Here is a 17,781-nt window from a genome sequence, read left to right on the forward strand (position 1 = left end):
CATCTTTACCGCAACGGCTGGGCCTCGGCGTGGTGGTGCTCGGCCATCAGCACCCGCAGCCGCCGCGTGAACATCAGCAGCGCCACCCCGGCCACGACCGCCATGCCGGCCAGCACCAAGTAGTACGCGGGCTCCGACAGCACCCGGTTGAGCCGCCCCGTCTGCCCGCCGACCGCGTCGCCCACCGACACCGCGATGAACCACACCCCGAGCATCTGCCCCTTGAACGCCTCCGGCGCCAGCTTCGTGGTCACCGACACGCCGACCGGGCTGAGCGCCAGCTCGCCGAACACCTGGATCAGGTAGACCAGCACCAGCCACCACACCGACACTCTGCCGGCCCCCGCCAGCCCGGCCGCGATCGCCATGACCACGAAGCTCAGCCCTATCGTGATCAGCGCGAACCCGAACTTCTGCGGCGTGCTCACCCGCGTGCCGAGTCGCACCCACAGCGCCGCGAACACCGGCACGAAGATCATGATGAACAGCGGGTTGAACGCCTGCGTCGTGGCCGCCTGGATCGGGATGCCGAACAACGACAAGTCGGTGTGGTCCTGGGCGAAGAACAGCAGCTTGCTCGGCGCCAGGTCGTAGATCATCCAGAAGATCGCCGCGGCGGCGAAGAGCCAGATGTACGCCTTCATGTGGTCACGCTCGTCCTCGGTGAGCCCGTGGGCGCCCGCCAGGATGTAGCTGAAGTACGCGACGGGCACCACCAGGATGATCACGGTGACCACGAGGGTGAACCGGTCGATCGTGAACGTGCCGGTCGCCACCCAGGCGCCCAGCCCTGCCACCGTCGCGCCGACGCCGAGCGCCAGCAGGCGGCCGAAGCGGCGCCGTTCGGCGGGGGAAAGGCGCAGCCCCGGCCGTTCGCCGACGCCGCGCAGGGCCCGCCCGCCCCACACGTACTGGATGAGGCCGAGCGCCATGCCGACCGCGGCCGCGCCGAACCCCCAGTGCCAGCGGTCCCCGGCGGCCAGCCAGCTGACCACGATGGGCGCGAAGAACGCTCCCAGGTTGACGCCCAGGTAGAACAGCGAGAACCCGGCGTCCCTGCGGCCGTCGTCCTCCTCGGTGTAGAGCCGGCCGACCATGACGGAGATGTTCGGCTTGAGCAGCCCCGTGCCGGTGATGATCAGCAGCAGGCCGAACCAGACGAAGAACGGCGTCGTCACCGGGATCGCCATGCTGATGTGGCCCAGCATGATGACGAACCCGCCCCAGAACACCGACCTGCGCGCCCCCAGGATCCGGTCCGCGATCCAGCCGCCGGGCAGCGCCACCAGGTAGATCAGCGCCCCGTAGACGCCGACGACCGCCTGCGCGGTCTCCTGCGACATGCCCAGGCCCTGGTGCGCCGGCGACGCCGCCATGAACGTGGCCAGGATGGCGCGCAGCCCGTACCAGCTGAACCGCTCCCACATCTCCGTGCCGAACAGCGTCGCCAGGCCCCACGGGTGTCCGAAGAACGTCCTGCCGCCGCCAGTCATGCCAGGCCCCCGATGAGTCTTCGTGGTTGCTCGATCACTGAACGGGAACGTTTCCCGTGAGGTCTTGCCGCTACCCGGCGGGTGTGGTGCGATGCATGCCATTCATGCAAGTGAATACTGACTGGAGGCGCGTGCCATGGCCGAAGTCCTCGAGGTCCGAGCCGAGATCGAGCAGCAGATCGCGGGCCGTACCGTCTGCCTGCAGCTCCAACAAGTAGCCGAGCAGCATCCCGACGCACCCGCCTATTCGGACCCTGAGGGCGACGGCTGGCGGACGCTGACCTACGCGCAGGCGCGCCAGAGGGTCCTGGAGATCGCGGCCGCCTTCGCCGCGCTCGGGCTCGAACGCGGCGACCCGGTCGCCCTGATGATGGTCAACCGAAGCGAGCACGTGCTCGCCGACCTGGGCGCCGTGCACGCGGGAGGGGTCGGCTGCACGGTCTACGCGACGTTCGCGCCCGAGCAGATCCAGTTCGTGGCCGAGAACGTGGGCGCCAAGTACGCCGTGCTCGGCGGCCCCGCCGAGCTCGCCCGCTGGCAGCCGGTGCTCGACCGGCTGGGCTCCCTCCGCAAGATCGTCATGCTGGAGGGGGCGCCCGCCGGCGACGACCGGTTCATGACGTGGGCCGACTTCCTGGAGCTCGGCCGCGCCCGCCTGGCCGAGGACCCCGGCCAGGTCGAGGCACGCTGGCGCGCCGTCACCCCCGGCGACATGGTCACCGTCCTCTACACCTCCGGGACCACCGGCATGCCCAAGGGCGTGCCGCTCACCCACGCCAACGTCTTCTACGAGTGCGCCGCCACCGACCGCATGACGTCGCTGCCCATGCTGGGCACGCAGATCTCCTACCTCACGTACGCGCACATCGCCGAGCGCATCCTCAGCCTCTACCTGCCGCTGACGAAGGCCTCCCACGTGCACTTCTGCACCGACCTGGCCAATCTCGGGGCCACGCTCGGGCAGGTCAGGCCGATGATGTTCTTCGGCGTGCCGCGCGTGTGGGAGAAGATGATGGCCCGCCTGCTCGCCGTGCTCGCCACCCAGCCCGAGGAGCAGCAGGCCGCCGTCCGCGAGGCCATGAGGGCCGGGCAGGCGTACGTCGAGGCCGGGCAGCACGGCCACACGATCACCACCGAGATCCGCGAGGCGTACGAGAAGGCCGACGCCTCGCTCCTGTCGATCATCCGCGGCATGATCGGCTTCGACCGCGCCGAGTGGACCGCCACCGGCGCCGCACCGCTGGCCCCCGAGGTACAGAACTTCTTCGCCGGCCTCGGCCTCAAGGTCATCGACGTGTACGGCATGACGGAGACGACCGGCGCGTTCACCGGCAACAGCCCGGCCTGCTACCGCCTCGGCACCGTCGGCAGGGCCGAGCCCGGCGTCGAGATCCGCATCGCCGAGGACGGCGAGATCCTCACCCGCAGCCCGCTCAACACCCGCGGCTACCTCAACCGCCCCGAGGCCAGCGCCGAGCTGATCGACGCCGACGGCTGGCTGCACACCGGCGACATCGGCACCGTCGACGAGGACGGCTTCTACCGGGTGGTCGACCGCAAGAAGGAGCTCATCATCACCGCCGGCGGCGAGAACATCTCCCCGGCCGAGATCGAGAACCACCTCAAGCAGCACCTGCTGATCGGCCAGGCGCTCGCGTACGGCGACCGGCGGCCGCACACGGTCGCCGTCCTGACGCTCGACGCCGAGGTCGCGCCCGGCTGGGCGCAGGCCCGCGGCATCACCTACACCTCGCTCGCCGAGCTGGCCGAGCACCCCGAGGTGCTCAAGGAGGTCGAGGCCGCCGTGGCCGCCGCCAACGCCAAGCTGGCCCAGGTGCAGCAGGTCAAGAAGTGGGCGCTGCTCGGCACCGAGTGGACCGCCGAGACCGAGGAGCTCACCCCGAGCCTCAAGCTGAAGAGGCGCATCATCCACGCCAAGTACGCCGACGTCATCGAGGGGCTCTATTCCGGCTGATCCCGGCTTTGCCATTCGAGGCGTGTGTCGTGGTCCTGGTCATTACCGGCCGGTTCCTACCGTCTCGATCATGACCAGAGGCCTACTTCTCGTCTCGCTCGCGGCGGGGACGCTCGCGGCGCCCGCGCCGGCGTCCGCCGCCGCGACCGAGCTCGCCATCCAAGCCATCACCGTACGTCCCGCGGAGCCCGTGGTGGGGGCGCACGGCTCCGTCCGCCTGGTGATCGACGTGGTCGCCAGGGGAGTGCGGGGCAGGAACGGCGTCGCCGTCAAGGTCGAGCCGGGCGCCCCGCCGGGCCCGCTCCTGACGTCCAAGCCGACGACCACGGACCCGTCACCGCCGACCGGGAGCACGTCTCCGTCGACCACGGGCGCGTCTCCTACGACCGGGGGCGCGTCTCCTTCGGCCGGGGGCGCGTCTTCGTCGGCCACAAACCCGTCGCCGTCAGCCCAGATCGCGGCTCCGTCCTCTCCGGCCCCGGCCGCGCCGCCCGCCGCGACGCCTTCGGCCCCCAGCCCGTCACCGTCCACCGCCACCGCTCCCGGCACGTCGGCCGACCCGAACCACTCCATCGCCCCGGCGCAGTCGCCCCAGCTTCACCAGCCCGCCCAGCCGGTCCTGGCTGGTCAGCCGATTCAGGGGGGCCAGCCGGTCCAGGGCGCGGACGCTGCCCAGGCCCCGGCGCCACCGCAGAGCGCAGGACCCGTGCAGGGGACGAGCCCCGTCCCGGATGCCGCGCCCGCGGTGGAGGGCGGCGGCCAGGCGACAGGCGGTGCCGCGCCCGCGGTCGAGGGCAGCAGCCCGGTGATCGAGGGCGGCGAACCGACGATCGTCGACACCAGCCCAGGGACCGCTGGCACCAGCCCAGGGACCGCTGGCACCAGCCCAGGGGCCACCGGCGCCGGCCCGGCGATCGGGGACGCGAGCCCGGCGATCGAGGGCGCCGGCCCGGCGGCCCAGGACACGGCTCCCAAGGTCGGCGCTCAGCCTGGGAGCAACCGCCCCGTCATCCCGCCGAGGCTCGTCTGGCGTCTGGCGACACCGAGCCCGTCAGCGGCCCGTATGGCCCGGGACTGGCAGACCTGGCGCTTCCTGCCCGACAAGAGACTGAGCCGCTACTACCCCACAGGCACCTGGACGGTCACCGCCACCGCCACGGGCAAGGGCGGCGCGACGGTGACGGAGTACGCGGCGTTCCAGCTCAAGCGCGAGGCCAGGCTCTCCTCCGTACGGGTGGAGCAGGCCAGGGGCGCCGTACGCCTGCGCGGCTCTCTGACCAGAGTCGACCCGCGCGGCCTCACCGACTACGGCCCGTTCGGCAGGCAGCGCCTCGAGATCCTCTGGCGCCCGGACACCGCATCCTCCTGGGAACAGGTCGGCGAGACCACGACGGACGCCGCGGGCGCGTTCGTGACGACGATTCCGGGCCGTACGGCCGGCCACTGGCGGGTCCGCTACACCGGAACAGAACACTACGCACCAGATGCCTCTAAATCCCAACAAATAACCGGATAACACCTTAAATACGCCAAAATCAGGCGTTGTCGAATTGTGATCAACAACGTCGCAACTTTTCTTCACCATCAGGCGTCATTGGCTGTTGACGTGCCCAGCCAGGGGTGCGTTTGAGACGGGGAAGGAAAGTCATTTGAAGATGCGACGTCTCGCCGCCGGCCTGGCGGCCGCCGCCTTGAGCGCCACCGTGGTGGCCACCGCGGCTTCGCCCGCACTCGCGGACGAGGTCGATCCCGACATCGACGGAGGCAACACGAGCCTGCAGTTCGACGCGAACCCGGAGCCCGCCTGGCGCGGAAAGCCCATCGACCTCGAGGGCAAGCTGTCGGTGCAGTGCAACGAGGACTACATCGACGGGTTCGTGCACGTCCACCACGCCGACACCTGCAAGAGCCAGGAGCGCTGGCACCGTCTCGCCTGGAAGCGGATCGTGATCCTCTTCCAGCCGGACGGCAGCGGCAAGTGGGAGTACGTGGACACCGTCAGGACCAACCGCGGCGGCTACTTCCACACCCGCGTGCCCGCCCGCACCTCGGGTACGTGGCGCGCGGTCTTCGAGGGCGCCAAGTGGCTGGAGCCCTCGCAGGCCACGGACTGGGTCAAGGTCATCGGCCGCCACCACCACTAGTGTCACCCGGACGCCCGGCCGCCGCGGCCGGGCGTCCGCCATGCGCGGCGACAGCGGCCCTGATCGCCCGGCCCCCGGCGGATCAGTACGACACCGCGACCTGCACCCGGTGACGCCCGCCGCCCACGGCCTCGTCCACCACCGCCACCGCCAGATCGGCGAACGAGAACACCGGAGCGCCCTCGGCCGAGTCCGGCACCCGCCCGTCACCGATCCGGTAACGCCCGCTCCGGCCGGCCTCCTCGTCGAGGAACACGGGCGGCGGCGCGAGCACCACCCAGTCCAGCTCCGACTCCTCGAACACCGCCAGTTCCACCGCGTGCCCCAGCGAGAACGCCCGCGCCTCCTCAGGAAAGCCGGGCGTGTCGACGAGCCGGATCCCCGGCGAGACCTCCAGCAGAGTGCCGACACCGATCGCCACCAGCCGGGTCACCTTTGCCCGTCCCAGCCCTTCGACGAGGGCGCGGGCCGCCGCCCCGTAGAACTCCTCCGACGGCACGTCCAGCCGGGCGGCCGCCTGCACCGCCACGTCGTGCCCGGCCGCGGCCGCCGCCACGCTCGCCGCGTCGGTGACGTCGCCCGCGACCACCCGCACCCGGTCGCCCGCCAGATCCCCGTGCCTGCCCGGATCGCGGACCACGGCCGTCACCTCGTGCCCGCGCCCGGCCGCCTCCGCGACCACCCGGCGCCCTGCCCGGCCGCCAGCCCCGAACACCACGATCCTGCCCATGCCGGGCCTCCATTCGCCTCCTGCCGGCCGGGCTTCCCGGCCGCACCGCAGACGCTAGAGGCGGACATGCCACTATCCGCAACGATAGTCACCCACGGTTCCCCGCAGGTCGCCGTCACGCACGTACGATGCTCGGCATGGGAGTGCCGCTCGATCCGGACATGTTCACCGGTTGCCCGCCCGTCGCCGCGCCCATCCGCATCGGCGACAAGTGGACCGCTAAGATCATCCGCTGCCTGGAGTCGGGACCGCGCCGCTTCACCGAGCTCCAGACGCCGCTGCGCGGGATCACCCCGAAGGTCCTCACCGAGTCCTTGCGCGCCATGGAGCGCGACGGCCTGCTCACCAGGACCGCGTACGACGAGATCCCGCCGCGCGTCGTGTACGAGCTGACCGACCTCGGCCGCAGCCTGCTCGAACCCATGAACGCCGGCTGCGAGTGGTCGCGGCGCCACCTGGCGGAGCTCATGCGCGCCCGCGAGTCCTGGGAGGCGGCCAGTCTGGGCACATGAGAGTCCTGATCCTCGGCGGCACCTGGTTCCTGGGCCGCCGCATCGCCGAACGCCTCGCGCAACGCGGTGACCAGATCATGCTGGCCCACTGCGGCTCGCCCCGGTCCGCGCCCGGCCTGCCGGGCACGCATCTGACGGCCGAACGCCACAACCTGGCCCGCCACGCCGGCCGGATCAAGGACTTCGGCCCGCAGGCCGTCGTCGACACCCACGCCCTCACCGCCACCGACGTGGACGCCGTCCTGCCGGTGCTGCCGCACGTGCCGACCGTGGTGCTGTCCAGCCAAGACGTGTACGAGGCCTACACCGGGCTGCAGGTCGGCCGCTGCCTGGCGCCCGTGCCGATCACCGAGGGGTCCGAGCTGCGTCGCGAGCGCTACCCGTACCGCGGCAAGGGCTATCCGGGCGTGCCCGACGACTACGACAAGCTCGACGTGGAGGCACGGTGGCTGCCGCGCGGCGCCGTCGTGCTCCGCCTGCCCATGATCTACGGCCCGCACGACTGGCAACGCAGGGAGGAGCCGATCCTGCGCCGCGTCCGCGCCGGCCGCGACCGCATCCCGGTCGGCGCCGCGAACCTGCTCTGGACCAGGGCATACGTGGACGACCTCGCGACCGCGGTGCTTTCCGCCCTCGACACCCGGGCCGCCGACGGGCAGGCGCTCAATCTCGGCGAGAGCGGAACGGTGACGGTGGGCGCCTGGTTCCAGCAGATCCTCGACGCCGCCGGCTTCGGCGCCCGCCTCGTCCGCGTGCCCGACGACGCCCTCCCTCCCGACCTGGCGCTGTCCGGCGCGCCCGCACAGCACCTGCTGACGTCCTCGGCCCGCGCCCAGGAGCTGCTCGGCTGGTCGCCCGGCGACCCTGCGGCGCGGGTGGCCGAGTCGGTGCGCTGGCACCTGGCCAACCCGCCGGACACACCCTGGACCGATGAGGACGCCGCGGCGGACGACGCGGCCCTGAGTCGTGGGGGAGTGGAATCGATCTAGGGCCAAATGTGTTGTCGTGCGGTGAAGAGTCGGTTTTGGGTGCGGGACGGCCGCCGTCGTAGGCTGGCCCCCTGGCGAGAGAACAAGGAGGTGACGCCCCGTGTTGCGAGACTCGTTCGGACGGGTGGCGACAGATCTTCGGGTGTCCCTCACGGACAAGTGCAACCTGCGGTGCACGTACTGCATGCCGCCCGAGGGTCTCGACTGGCTGCCCAACGCCCAGCTGCTCACCGCCGACGAGATCGTGCGCCTGGTGAGCATCGGCGTGGAGCGGCTGGGCATCAGCGAGGTCCGCTACACCGGCGGCGAGCCGCTGCTGCGGCGCGAGCTGGTCGACATCGTGGCCCGCACCACCGCGCTCGAGCCCCGGCCGCAGGTCTCGCTGACCACCAACGGCATCGGGCTGGCCCGCCTGGCCGAGCCGCTGGCCGCCGCCGGCCTCGACCGCGTCAACGTCTCCCTCGACACGCTCGACCCCGGGACGTTCAAGCGGCTCGCGCACCGCGACCGGCACGCCGACGTGATCGCCGGGCTCGCCGCCGCCGACGCGGCCGGCCTGCGACCCGTCAAGGTCAACGCCGTGCTCATGCGCGGCGTCAACGACCACGAGGCCGTCCCGCTGCTGCGCTGGTGTCTCGACCAGGGGTACGAACTGCGCTTCATTGAGCAGATGCCGCTCGACGCCCAGCACCGGTGGAACCGCGCCGACATGGTCACCGCCGACGAGATCCTCGCCCTGCTGTCGGACTCGTTCGACCTCACGGTCGACGACCTGGAGGACCGCGGCAGCGCGCCCGCCGAACGGTTCCTGGTGGACGGCGGGCCGGCCAGGGTCGGCGTGATCGGCTCGGTGACCCGGCCGTTCTGCGGCGCCTGCGACCGCGTCCGGCTGACCGCCGACGGCCAAGTGCGCAACTGCCTGTTCGCCACGGAGGAGTCCGACCTGAAGACCCCGATGCGGGCCGGCGCCTCCGACGACGAGCTCGCCGAGCGCTGGATCGCGGCCGTCGCCCGCAAGCGCGCCGGCCACGGCATCGACGACCCCACCTTCCTCCAGCCGGCCCGCCCGATGTCCGCCATCGGCGGCTGACGGCCCGCCGGCATGCCTTCCCCATGCCGCCCCCACCCGACAAAGCCCCCGGACCCGCCGGACCCGCCCCTGTGACGCTCCACGGCCACGGCTCCGCCCGCACACCGCACCGCTTCGCCGGCGCTGTGGCCACCCGCGCTCAAGGGCCCGGCTGGGCGGCGTCCTTCGTCGGCGTTGCTGGGGCTGTGGCCATCCGCATCCAAGCGCCCGACCCGCAGGGGTCCTTCGTCAGCGGTGCCGGCGATGCGGCCGGCAGCGTTCAAGCGCCCGACCGGGCGGCTTCCCTACCCGACGGTGCCGGCGACGCGGCATCCGCGCCGGGATAACCGGCCGCGCGGCGATGCGCGCCACCCTGGCGCTCAAGGCGACCGCCCATGCCGACCAGGCCGGCCAGGAGGCGACCCGCCGCCATGGGCCCGTGCCGGTGTCGGCCTGCGTCGGCCTGCGTCGGCCGGTGTCGGCCTGCGTCGGCAGTGTGTCGCCGGGCGCCCCGGTGAGCCCACCGCACGTGGCGCTGGGCAGATGACACCGGCCAAGCGACGAGGGCTGGTTGGATCCGCCACGCAATGGGCCGACCCGACGCCGCCGACCAGGCGACCACCCGGCTCAGTGGCGTTGGCGGCATGACCGGCCGGACCGGCGGCGGGTACATGACCGGCCGGACCGGTGGTAGCCGTCACGCGATCGCGCCCGTGATCGCACGCGTCCGGCGCTGACCCGGACGGCCGTGGTTCGACTGCGACACAATGGACGACCTGAAGGAGGCTCGCATGAACGTACTCAACGAATGGACCGCGCTGGCCTGCAAGGAGCTGGGCATCGACCCGGCCGCCGTGGACCGCGACCAGATCCTCGACCTGACCAAGGAGGTCGCCCACGGCGTCGCCCGCCCGGCCGCGCCCCTGACCGCCTATCTACTCGGCCTGGCCCAGGGATCGGGAAGCGCTCCGGAGGACGCCGTGGCGAAACTGATCACATTGGCGAAGAACTGGGGACAGGCCACCACTGAGACCCTGACCGACAGCTGACACTCGAACGAACTCTTGAAGTCAAGCTCGCTCCTACCTGAAGATTTCCTGTGAATTTCGAGGCGGGAGCGAGTGTAAACGATTTCGGGAAAGCGGCCCTATCGAACTGGTCCGGCACCGCGGCGCTTGATCGCCCGTCGGCAAAGGTTTTGCCAGGAAAGGGCGACGCCGGGTGGTTACGGGGGCAAACCACCCGGCGTCGCTTCATCGGCGTTCCGACGGGGGCCCGGAACGCCGGCACCAGCACTCCGACGGGGGACCGGAGCGCTTGGCTAAAGCGTACACCTACAACCCATGGGATGCGTCAAGACTTAGTCACGACCCGATCTCGCGTCGATGCAGCGGTATCTCGGTTTGGTTAGCCTCAGGGCTCTGAAAGGTAGGAGGCGGGGCAGCCTTCCCCCTCTCATTGGCCCCGATTACCGCTATGTATGGCAAAAAGACCGCCGCCGCGATGAACAGCAGCCGGTACGGCCACGGCAACGGCACCACGACCGCCAGGATCAGGCAGATCGTGCGGATCCCCATCTTGATGAGGTAGCTGATCTCCCGCTTGCGGATGTCGGCCGACAGCGACGGCCTGGCGTCGGTGACCTGGTGGACGTCTGGTTTCCTGCGCCACCCCTTCATATCTTCCACCGTAGACCTCGGACGAGCGGGACGCGACGGCGCACCCGGGCGGCGACGGGGGTCATGCGATCATGGCCTTCGAGTAAGGAGGAGGACGAGATGACGGATCGAACGTACCGGGTCACCGAGATAGTCGGCACGTCGGGGGAGAGCGTCGACCAGGCCATCCGCAACGGCATCAAGCGGGCCGCGCAGACGCTGCGTCACCTGGACTGGTTCGAGGTGACCGAGATCCGCGGCTACATCGACGCCGGCGAGGTCGCGCACTTCCAGGTCGGCCTGAAGGTGGGCTTCCGCCTGGAAGACGCCTGAGCGGCCTCCAGGGGGCTTGACAGGCCTTCGAGGGCTTTTCCGATGGGACGTGACAGGGCGGGCGCCGGACGGCACACTGCGGGCATGCGGAGCCGTACCGTCGCGGTGCTGGCGGCGCTGGCCCTGACCGCCGCGCCCGCCTGCGCCGCAGCCCCCGCCCCACGCGCCCCCGCGCCCGCCGCCGTGCGAGAGGTCCTGCGCCAGACCCCGGACCAGATCGCCCGTACGGCCTCGAGCCTGCGCCTGGTGGACGCCGGGCTGCCGCTGTACGAGATGACCTACCACGGCGGCTACGACGCCGAGGCCCCGCTCACCGACGCCGAGCTGGCCAGGAAGGCCGACGGATGGGCGTGCTCGCTCTTCCACCGCCCGGGCGAGTTCGGCAGGAACTTCGACTGGGACCCAAACCCCGCCATGATCGTCCACGCCCGCCCGCCCGGTGCCCACGCCTCGCTCTCCCTCGTGGACGTCTCCTACCTGCTCGCCGCGCCGGGCCCGCCCGACCTGGCCGCCCCCCAGGACCGGCGGCGGCTGGCGCACGCGGTGCTGGCCCCGTTCGACGGCGTGAACGACAAAGGGCTGGCCGTCGGCCTGGCCCAGGCGCCGGACGCGCGGCTGCCGGCCAGGACGCCCGGGCGGGTCACGGTGAGCGGCGTGCGGATCATCCGCCTCCTGCTCGATCGGGCCGCCACCGTCCCCGAGGCCATCGCGCTCATGCGCCGCTACGACCTGGACTTCACCGGCGGCCCGCAGTTGCACTACCTGATCGCCGACCGGGCGGGCAGGTCCGCCGTCGTCGAGTACGCCGACGGCCGCATGAACGTCATCGACGACCGCGTCCTCACCAACATCACGATGACCGGCACCGACCGCGCCGCCCGGCTGGCCGACCCCCGCTACCGCAAGCTGGCCGAGGGCGGCCGCGCCGACGCCCTGGAGTTGCTGCGCCGGGTGGCCCAGCGGCACACCCGCTGGTCCGTGGTCTACGACCTGGACGCGGGCAGCGCCAGGCTCGTCGCCGGGCAGCGCTGGGAACGCGTCCACACCATCCGCCTCTCATGATCCGACTCCACGGGTTAGATTGGCCGATGTGACGGCTGAGTTCCGCATCCTCCTGGTGTGTACGGCCAACATCTGCCGTTCCGCCATGGCAGAAGTGATCGCCGGCGCGATGCTCCGCTCCGCACCCCTGCCCGTGGCGACGGGGAGCGCCGGGGTCCGCGCTCTGGTCGGCCATCCGATGGCGCCGCACGCGGTCGCCGCTCTGGACAAGCTCGGCCTCGACGGGCGGGCGCACCGGGCCCGGATGCTCGACCCCGACCTGGTCAGGTCCGCGGACCTGCTGCTGACGATGGAGACCGCGCACGTGGGGGTCGCGGTCGGCCTCGATCCGGCGGCCGCGCAGAAGACGTTCACGTTGCCGGAGTTCGCCCAGCTCGCCTCCGGTGACGGGCACCGCCGCTACCGGTCGGACACGGTGGAACGGGCCCGCGCCATCGTCCAGTCGGCCGCCCAGCGCCGCGACCTCCGGCGCGTGATGGAGGTGTGGGACCCGTACGGCGGCCCGCCGGAAGGCTACGAGACCTGCGCCAAGAGCCTCGGCGAGTCCCTCAGCCACGCCCTGGGCGCCCTCCTCGGCCCCCGCTGACCCTCCGATGAGTTTCGCTCCCCGAGGCGGTCAACCAGGTGACGTACGAAAGGAGCGGGACATGAGCACGGTGTTCGTCGAGCTGAGCATCTCCTTGGACGGATTCATCGCCGGCGCGGACGACGGTCTGGACAACCCCCTCGGGGACGGCGGCGGGCGGTTGTTCGAGTGGTTCACCGCCGGCCCGGAGTCCAACCGGATCAACCGGTACTTCTGCCCTCCCGACACCAGCAAGCAGATCGTCGAGGGCTGGTACCGCGACTGCGGGGCGATGATCAGCGGCCGCCGGACGTTCGACATCGCCCGCGGCTGGCGGGACGGCCACCCCATCGACGTCCCGATCTTCGTTCTCACCCACAACCCGCCCGCCGAGGGCGAGTGGAGCCCCCGGGTCTCCTTCGTCACCGAGGGCGTCGAGCGGGCCGTGAAGCTGGCCAAGGAAGCCGCGGACGGGCGCGACGTGTCGGTGTCGGCGGCCGGCGTCACCCGCGGGCTCCTGCGCGCCGGCCTGCTCGATGAGATCCGGCTGAGCGTCGTGCCGTGCCTGCTCGGCTCCGGAGTCCGCCTGCTCGACGGGATCGGGCCGGTCGACCTGGAGCAGGTCTCCGTCATCCCGTCCGACGGCGTGACCCACGTGCGCTACCGGGTCGCCCGCCCCTGACGGTCACCGGAGGGGCGGGCGCGGCACGTCAGCTGGCCTGGCTCACCGTGGACATGTTGAAGTCCGGCACCCGGATCGGCGGCATGACCGTCCGCTGGAAGTAGTCGTTCCACTCCCGGGGCAGCGTGCGCTCGCTCGCCCCGACCTCCGTCAGCCGCGCCAGCAGGTCGACCGGGCTCTCGTTGAAGCGGAAGTTGTTGACCTCGCCGACGACCTCGCCGTGCTCGACCAGATAGACGCCGTCCCTGGTCAGGCCGGTGACGAGCAGCGTCTGCGGATCGACCTCCCGGATGTACCACAGGCAGGTCACGAGCAGCCCGTGCTGCGTGGAGGCGATCATCTCCTCCAGCGGGCGCCCGCCCTCGGGCCCGTTCATGATCAGGTTGTCGATGGCCGGCGTCACCGCCAGCCCGCTCAGCTCGGCCGAGTAACGCGTCTGCAGCAGCGCCTCCAGCCGCCCGTCCTTGATCCAGTCGGTCGGCGCCAGCGGCAGCCCGTTGTCGAACACCGAGCTCTGCCTGCTGGAGGCGTGCGCCGTCACGAACGGCGCGCACGCGATGCCGTCCGCGCCGGGGTCGCTCGACAGCGTCACCGGCAGCGTCGCCAGCTGCTCGCCCACCCGGGTGCCCCCGCCCGGCTTGGAGAAGACCGAGCGCCCGTCGAGCGCGTCCCTGGCCCCCGCCGACCAGAACAGGTAGATCATCAGGTCGGCCACCGCGCTCGGCGGCAGCAGCGTCTCGTAGCGCCCGGCCGGCAGGTCCACCCGCGTCTTGGCCCACTCCAGCCGCTGCGCCAGCGACGAGTCCAGCGCGGCCACGTCCACGTCCGTGAAGTCCTGTGTGGACACGCCCGTCCACGCCGACCGCTTCAGGTCGGCCGACTTGGCGTTGAGCTCCAGCCGCCCCGTCGGCTGGTCGTGGCGCAGCCGCACGCCCGCGGACGTGCCGAGGAAGGTCGAGGTGAACGAGTGCTCGGCGAAGCCGTACAGCTTCCTGCCGCCCGACTCGGCCGCCGCGAACGCCTCGCCGAGCGCCGGCGCGAACCCCTCGAACACGCCGATGTCGGTCGGCCGCACCGCCTCGCCCCACTCGGCCGACGCAGGGCCGGCCTCGACCAGCGGGCGGGCGTCCTCGGCGGGCCGCGCGTCCCGCGCCGCCGCGTCGGCCGCCGCCACCACGTCCGCGAGCTGCTCGTCGCGTACGGAGGCCCGCGACACGACCCCCACGCCCTCGCCCGCGATCGAGATCACCGTCAGCCGCGACGACCGGGCCACGCCGTTCGTCGTGAGCGTGTTGCCCGCGAAGCGCAGGTTGGCCGTGGACCCCTCGTCCACGAGCACCACGCAGCCGTCGTTCCGGGAGAGCTCCAGCGCCCTCTCCACCATCTCCTGCGGGGTCACTACTTACCACCCTCCTGAACGGTGTTGAGGATCCGCACGCCCCTGAACAGCGCCGACGGACATCCATGGCTCACCGGCGCCACCTGCCCCGGCTGCCCCTTGCCGCAGTTGAACGCCCCGCCCAGCACGTACGTCTCAGGGCCGCCCACCGCCTCCATCGACCACCAGAAGTCCGTCGTCGTCGCCTGGTAGGCGAAGTCCCTGACCTGACCGGCCAGCTTGCCGTGCGAGATCTTGTACGCCCGCTGCCCGGTGAACTGGAAGTTGTAGCGTTGCATGTCGATCGACCAGCTCTTGTCGCCGACGATGTAGATGCCCCGCTCGACGCCCGCGATCAGCTCGTCGGTCGAGGGCCCGTCGGGCGCCGGCACCAGTGACACGTTGGCCATCCGCTGGATCGGCATGTGCCCGGGCGAGTCGGCGAACGCGCACCCGTTGGAGCGCCCGAGCCCCTTCATCAGCGCCATCCGCCGGTCGAGCTGGTAGCCCACCAGGATGCCGTCCCTGACGATGTCGAAGCTCTGACCCTGCACGCCCTCGTCGTCGTACCCGATCGTGGCCAGGCCGTGGGTGACGGTGCGGTCGCCGGTGACGTTCATCAGCGGCGAGCCGTAGACCAGCTCGCCGAGCTGGTCGAACGTGGCGAAGCTGGTGCCCGCGTACGCCGCCTCGTAGCCGAGCGCCCGGTCCAGCTCGGTGGCGTGGCCGATCGACTCGTGGATCGTCAGCCACAGGTTGGACGGGTCGATCACCAGGTCGTAGTCGCCCGCCTCGACCGACGGCGCCGCCAGCTTCTCCGCCAGCAGCTCAGGAAGGCGGCCCAGCTCGGCCGCCCAGTCCCAGCCGGTGCCCGTCAGGTACTCGTAGCCGCGCCCGACCGGCGGCGCGATCGTCGACATGTCGTCGAAGCCGGTCTCGTGCGCCTTCATCGCGTTGAGCTTCGGGTGCACCCGCACCCGCTGCTGCGTGGTCACCGTGCCGGCCGTGTCGGCGTAGAACTTCTGCTCCTTGACCTGCAGCAGCCGCGCCGAGACGTGGTCGGCGCCCTTGAGCAGCCCGGCCGACCACTCCGCCAGCAGGCCCACCTTGTCGGCCTGCGGCACGTCGAACGGGTCGACGTCGTACGCCGACACCCACACCGCCTCGGCGTGCACCGGCTCGGGCGCCAGCTCGATCCGCTCCCTGTTGATGGGCGCGCTCACCTCCGCCACCCGCACCGCCTGCTCGGCCACCGTCGCGGCGGCCTCGGGCGTCAGATGGATCCCGGCGGCGAACCCCCACGTGCCGCCCTTGACGACGCGCACGGCGTAGCCGAGGTCGTCGGCGTCCATGGCGCCCTCGAGCCGGGTGTCGTAGAGGCTGAGCGTCTCGGCTCTGACGCGTTCGAGCCGGAAGTCGGCGTGCTCGGCGCCGAGGTCGCGAGCGCGTTGCAGGGCGGCGTCCGCGAGCTGCCGCAGCGGCAGCTCCAGGAAATCGGGATCGATCTGGCGCATGTCCACGATCCTAACCCCGTGATCTTGTGTCACCCGGACAACCGGATACCGGCGGGTAGGAGATAGCGTCAGGTGGCATGGCACGCTCTGTACTCGTCACCGGGGGCAATCGCGGCATAGGCCTCGCGATCGCCCGTGAACTCGCCGCGGCCGGCGACTCCGTCGCGGTCACCTATCGATCGGGAGAGCCGCCCGAGGGTCTGTTCGGCGTGCGCTGCGACGTCACCAGCACCGCCGACGTCGAGTCCGCCTTCGACAAGGTGGAGGCCGAGCAGGGCCCGGTCGAGGTCCTGGTCTCCAACGCCGGCATCACCAAGGACACGCTGCTGGCGATGATGAAGGAAGAAGCCTTCACCGACGTCATCGACGCCAACCTGACCGGCGCCTTCCGCGTGGCCAAGCGGGCCATCCGGCCCATGATGAAGCTCAAGCGCGGCCGCATCGTCCTCATCTCCTCCGTCGTGGGCCTGTCCGGCCAGGCGGGACAGGCCAACTACGCCGCCTCCAAGGCCGGCCTGGTCGGCTTCGCCCGCTCCCTGGCCCGCGAGTACGGCTCGCGCAACATCACGGTCAACGTGGTCGCGCCCGGCTTCGTCGCCACCGACATGACGGCCGACCTCGACCACGACAAGATCGTCGCCAACATCCCCCTCGGGCGGCAGGCGGCCCCCGAGGAGATCGCGCGCGTCGTGCGCTTCCTGGCGAGCGACGACGCCTCCTACATCACCGGGGCCGTGATCCCGGTCGACGGCGGACTCGGAATGGGGCACTGACGTGGGCATTCTCCAAGGCAAGCGGATCCTGGTGACGGGCGTGCTCACCGACTCCTCGATCGCGTTCTCCGTCGCCAAGCTGGCACAGCAGGAGGGCGCCACCGTCGTCCTCACCGGCTTCGGCCGCCTCAGCCTGGTCGAGCGCATCGCCAAGCGCCTGCCCGAGCCGGCGCCGGTGCTGGAGCTCGACGTCCAGAGCACCGAGCACCTCGACACGCTGGCCGACCGGGTCGGCGAGCACGTCGACGGCCTCGACGGCGTCGTCCACTCCATCGGGTTCGCCCCGCAGACCGCGCTCGGCGGCAACTTCCTCAACACCTCGTGGGAGGACGTCGCCACCGCCCTGCAGGTGTCGACGTACTCGTACAAGGCGCTGGCGGTGGCCTGCCTGCCGCTGATGAAGGAGGGCGGCGCGGTCGTCGGCCTCGACTTCGACGCCTCCAAGGCGTGGCCCGTCTACGACTGGATGGGCGTCGCCAAGGCCGGCCTGGAGTCGTGCAACCGCTACCTGGCCCGCGACCTCGGCAAGCAGAACATCCGCGTCAACCTGGTCGCGGCGGGCCCGCTGCGCACGATGGCGGCCAAGTCGATCCCCGGCTTCAAGGAGTTCGAGGACAGCTGGCCGGACAAGGCCCCGCTGGGCTGGGACCTGTCCGACACGCTCCCGGCCGCCAAGGCGTGCGTGGCCCTGCTGTCCGACTGGTTCCCGGCCACGACCGGCGAGATCGTCCACGTGGACGGCGGCGTCCACGCCATCGGCGCCTGACCCGGCCCTGGTGGAAGACGAGAGCCTCCCAGCTCACGCCGCAGGTGGGAACGGACCCAGGCGCTCGCACCGGGTCGGCTGGAGAAGCTTCGTGAGCAACGGCCTGCGACGCCCAGGCGGTGTTCGAGCGGCCGGGGC

The 17,781-nt window shown here is 71.4% G+C and carries 20 protein-coding genes; 14 read left to right on the plus strand and 6 right to left on the minus strand.

Annotated features, from left to right (window positions below):
- Nucleotides 1-5: 5 nt before the first annotated feature.
- Nucleotides 6-1,493 (minus strand): peptide MFS transporter, encoded by a 1,488-nt coding sequence (locus tag ID574_RS38710; RefSeq protein WP_188193980.1) that lies wholly within the window; start codon nt 1,491-1,493, stop codon nt 6-8.
- A 136-nt stretch (nt 1,494-1,629) separates the two neighbouring features.
- Between ID574_RS38710 and ID574_RS38715 the strand changes: the two genes are divergently transcribed.
- Nucleotides 1,630-3,468: an AMP-dependent synthetase/ligase gene (locus tag ID574_RS38715; RefSeq protein WP_188193981.1), complete on the plus strand. Its 1,839-nt coding sequence runs from the start codon at nt 1,630-1,632 to the stop codon at nt 3,466-3,468.
- Nucleotides 3,469-3,510: 42 nt separating this feature from the next.
- On the opposite strand, the gene ID574_RS38720 is transcribed toward ID574_RS38715, so the two are convergent.
- Complete coding sequence (locus ID574_RS38720; protein ID WP_188193982.1) at nt 3,511-4,041, minus strand: hypothetical protein; 531 nt, start codon at nt 4,039-4,041, stop codon at nt 3,511-3,513.
- Nucleotides 4,042-4,174: 133 nt separating this feature from the next.
- Between ID574_RS38720 and ID574_RS38725 the strand changes: the two genes are divergently transcribed.
- Nucleotides 4,175-4,984 (plus strand): ribosomal eL19 family protein, encoded by an 810-nt coding sequence (locus tag ID574_RS38725; protein ID WP_188193983.1) that lies wholly within the window; start codon nt 4,175-4,177, stop codon nt 4,982-4,984.
- Between the two features lie 133 nt (nt 4,985-5,117).
- Complete coding sequence (locus ID574_RS38730) at nt 5,118-5,612, plus strand: hypothetical protein (RefSeq protein WP_188193984.1); 495 nt, start codon at nt 5,118-5,120, stop codon at nt 5,610-5,612.
- Between the two features lie 82 nt (nt 5,613-5,694).
- Here the strand turns inward: ID574_RS38730 and ID574_RS38735 are convergent, their stop codons facing one another.
- Nucleotides 5,695-6,342, minus strand: a complete 648-nt coding sequence (locus tag ID574_RS38735) for an NAD(P)-dependent oxidoreductase (RefSeq protein ID WP_188193985.1) — start codon at nt 6,340-6,342, stop codon at nt 5,695-5,697.
- 137 nt (nt 6,343-6,479) lie between these two features.
- Between ID574_RS38735 and ID574_RS38740 the strand changes: the two genes are divergently transcribed.
- From ID574_RS38740 to ID574_RS38760, 5 genes are all read left to right on the plus strand, one after another.
- Nucleotides 6,480-6,854 (plus strand): winged helix-turn-helix transcriptional regulator, encoded by a 375-nt coding sequence (locus ID574_RS38740; RefSeq protein ID WP_188193986.1) that lies wholly within the window; start codon nt 6,480-6,482, stop codon nt 6,852-6,854.
- Complete coding sequence (locus tag ID574_RS38745) at nt 6,851-7,843, plus strand: Rossmann-fold NAD(P)-binding domain-containing protein (RefSeq protein ID WP_188193987.1); 993 nt, start codon at nt 6,851-6,853, stop codon at nt 7,841-7,843. The genes ID574_RS38740 and ID574_RS38745 overlap by 4 nt, the downstream gene beginning before the upstream one ends.
- Before the next feature lie 100 nt (nt 7,844-7,943).
- Nucleotides 7,944-8,933, plus strand: coding sequence for a GTP 3',8-cyclase MoaA (moaA, locus tag ID574_RS38750; protein WP_188193988.1), 990 nt, complete (start codon nt 7,944-7,946; stop codon nt 8,931-8,933).
- A gap of 340 nt (nt 8,934-9,273) precedes the next feature.
- Nucleotides 9,274-9,459, plus strand: a complete 186-nt coding sequence (locus ID574_RS38755) for a hypothetical protein (RefSeq protein ID WP_188193989.1) — start codon at nt 9,274-9,276, stop codon at nt 9,457-9,459.
- Between the two features lie 244 nt (nt 9,460-9,703).
- Nucleotides 9,704-9,961 (plus strand): DUF6457 domain-containing protein, encoded by a 258-nt coding sequence (locus tag ID574_RS38760; protein ID WP_188193990.1) that lies wholly within the window; start codon nt 9,704-9,706, stop codon nt 9,959-9,961.
- Between the two features lie 315 nt (nt 9,962-10,276).
- Here the strand turns inward: ID574_RS38760 and ID574_RS38765 are convergent, their stop codons facing one another.
- Complete coding sequence (locus ID574_RS38765) at nt 10,277-10,591, minus strand: DUF3099 domain-containing protein (RefSeq protein ID WP_188193991.1); 315 nt, start codon at nt 10,589-10,591, stop codon at nt 10,277-10,279.
- Nucleotides 10,592-10,690: 99 nt separating this feature from the next.
- Between ID574_RS38765 and ID574_RS38770 the strand changes: the two genes are divergently transcribed.
- The 4 genes from ID574_RS38770 (at nt 10,691) to ID574_RS38785 (ending at nt 13,212) form a co-directional block, all read left to right on the plus strand.
- A complete protein-coding gene (locus ID574_RS38770; protein WP_188193992.1) occupies nt 10,691-10,903 on the plus strand; it encodes a dodecin in 213 nt (70 codons plus the stop codon).
- A gap of 84 nt (nt 10,904-10,987) precedes the next feature.
- Nucleotides 10,988-11,965 (plus strand): linear amide C-N hydrolase, encoded by a 978-nt coding sequence (locus tag ID574_RS38775; RefSeq protein WP_188193993.1) that lies wholly within the window; start codon nt 10,988-10,990, stop codon nt 11,963-11,965.
- A 28-nt stretch (nt 11,966-11,993) separates the two neighbouring features.
- Nucleotides 11,994-12,551 carry an arsenate reductase/protein-tyrosine-phosphatase family protein gene (locus ID574_RS38780; protein ID WP_188193994.1) on the plus strand — a complete coding sequence of 186 codons (558 nt, stop codon included), beginning with the start codon at nt 11,994-11,996 and terminating at the stop codon, nt 12,549-12,551.
- A 61-nt stretch (nt 12,552-12,612) separates the two neighbouring features.
- Nucleotides 12,613-13,212: a dihydrofolate reductase family protein gene (locus ID574_RS38785; RefSeq protein ID WP_188193995.1), complete on the plus strand. Its 600-nt coding sequence runs from the start codon at nt 12,613-12,615 to the stop codon at nt 13,210-13,212.
- A 28-nt stretch (nt 13,213-13,240) separates the two neighbouring features.
- Here the strand turns inward: ID574_RS38785 and ID574_RS38790 are convergent, their stop codons facing one another.
- Nucleotides 13,241-14,611: a metallopeptidase TldD-related protein gene (locus tag ID574_RS38790; protein WP_223167526.1), complete on the minus strand. Its 1,371-nt coding sequence runs from the start codon at nt 14,609-14,611 to the stop codon at nt 13,241-13,243.
- A complete protein-coding gene (locus ID574_RS38795; RefSeq protein ID WP_188193996.1) occupies nt 14,611-16,104 on the minus strand; it encodes a TldD/PmbA family protein in 1,494 nt (497 codons plus the stop codon). Before ID574_RS38795 ends, ID574_RS38790 begins: the two co-directional genes overlap by 1 nt.
- 77 nt (nt 16,105-16,181) lie before the next feature.
- Here ID574_RS38795 and ID574_RS38800 point away from each other — a divergent pair, with 77 nt between their 5' ends.
- Together ID574_RS38800 and fabI are read left to right on the plus strand one after the other, a co-directional pair.
- Nucleotides 16,182-16,877 (plus strand): beta-ketoacyl-ACP reductase, encoded by a 696-nt coding sequence (locus tag ID574_RS38800; protein ID WP_188193997.1) that lies wholly within the window; start codon nt 16,182-16,184, stop codon nt 16,875-16,877.
- Nucleotide 16,878: 1 nt separating this feature from the next.
- A complete protein-coding gene (fabI, locus tag ID574_RS38805) occupies nt 16,879-17,643 on the plus strand; it encodes an enoyl-ACP reductase FabI (RefSeq protein ID WP_188193998.1) in 765 nt (254 codons plus the stop codon).
- Nucleotides 17,644-17,781: the final 138 nt, after the last annotated feature.

The organism is Nonomuraea sp. SYSU D8015, assembly GCF_008065375.1.
Lineage (GTDB): Bacteria > Actinomycetota > Actinomycetes > Streptosporangiales > Streptosporangiaceae > Nonomuraea.

What these genes read in the sequence shown, in the direction of transcription:
- ID574_RS38710 (WP_188193980.1), bottom strand. Translation starts at nt 1,493, where the DNA reads ATGACTGGCGGCGGCAGGACGTTCTTCGGACACCCGTGGGGCCTGGCG.
- ID574_RS38715 (WP_188193981.1), top strand. Translation starts at nt 1,630, where the DNA reads ATGGCCGAAGTCCTCGAGGTCCGAGCCGAGATCGAGCAGCAGATCGCG.
- ID574_RS38720 (WP_188193982.1), bottom strand. Translation starts at nt 4,041, where the DNA reads ATGGAGTGGTTCGGGTCGGCCGACGTGCCGGGAGCGGTGGCGGTGGAC.
- ID574_RS38735 (WP_188193985.1), bottom strand. Translation starts at nt 6,342, where the DNA reads ATGGGCAGGATCGTGGTGTTCGGGGCTGGCGGCCGGGCAGGGCGCCGG.
- ID574_RS38740 (WP_188193986.1), top strand. Translation starts at nt 6,480, where the DNA reads ATGGGAGTGCCGCTCGATCCGGACATGTTCACCGGTTGCCCGCCCGTC.
- ID574_RS38745 (WP_188193987.1), top strand. Translation starts at nt 6,851, where the DNA reads ATGAGAGTCCTGATCCTCGGCGGCACCTGGTTCCTGGGCCGCCGCATC.
- ID574_RS38755 (WP_188193989.1), top strand. Translation starts at nt 9,274, where the DNA reads ATGCGCGCCACCCTGGCGCTCAAGGCGACCGCCCATGCCGACCAGGCC.
- ID574_RS38760 (WP_188193990.1), top strand. Translation starts at nt 9,704, where the DNA reads ATGAACGTACTCAACGAATGGACCGCGCTGGCCTGCAAGGAGCTGGGC.
- ID574_RS38765 (WP_188193991.1), bottom strand. Translation starts at nt 10,591, where the DNA reads ATGAAGGGGTGGCGCAGGAAACCAGACGTCCACCAGGTCACCGACGCC.
- ID574_RS38770 (WP_188193992.1), top strand. Translation starts at nt 10,691, where the DNA reads ATGACGGATCGAACGTACCGGGTCACCGAGATAGTCGGCACGTCGGGG.
- ID574_RS38775 (WP_188193993.1), top strand. Translation starts at nt 10,988, where the DNA reads ATGCGGAGCCGTACCGTCGCGGTGCTGGCGGCGCTGGCCCTGACCGCC.
- ID574_RS38785 (WP_188193995.1), top strand. Translation starts at nt 12,613, where the DNA reads ATGAGCACGGTGTTCGTCGAGCTGAGCATCTCCTTGGACGGATTCATC.
- ID574_RS38795 (WP_188193996.1), bottom strand. Translation starts at nt 16,104, where the DNA reads ATGCGCCAGATCGATCCCGATTTCCTGGAGCTGCCGCTGCGGCAGCTC.
- ID574_RS38800 (WP_188193997.1), top strand. Translation starts at nt 16,182, where the DNA reads ATGGCACGCTCTGTACTCGTCACCGGGGGCAATCGCGGCATAGGCCTC.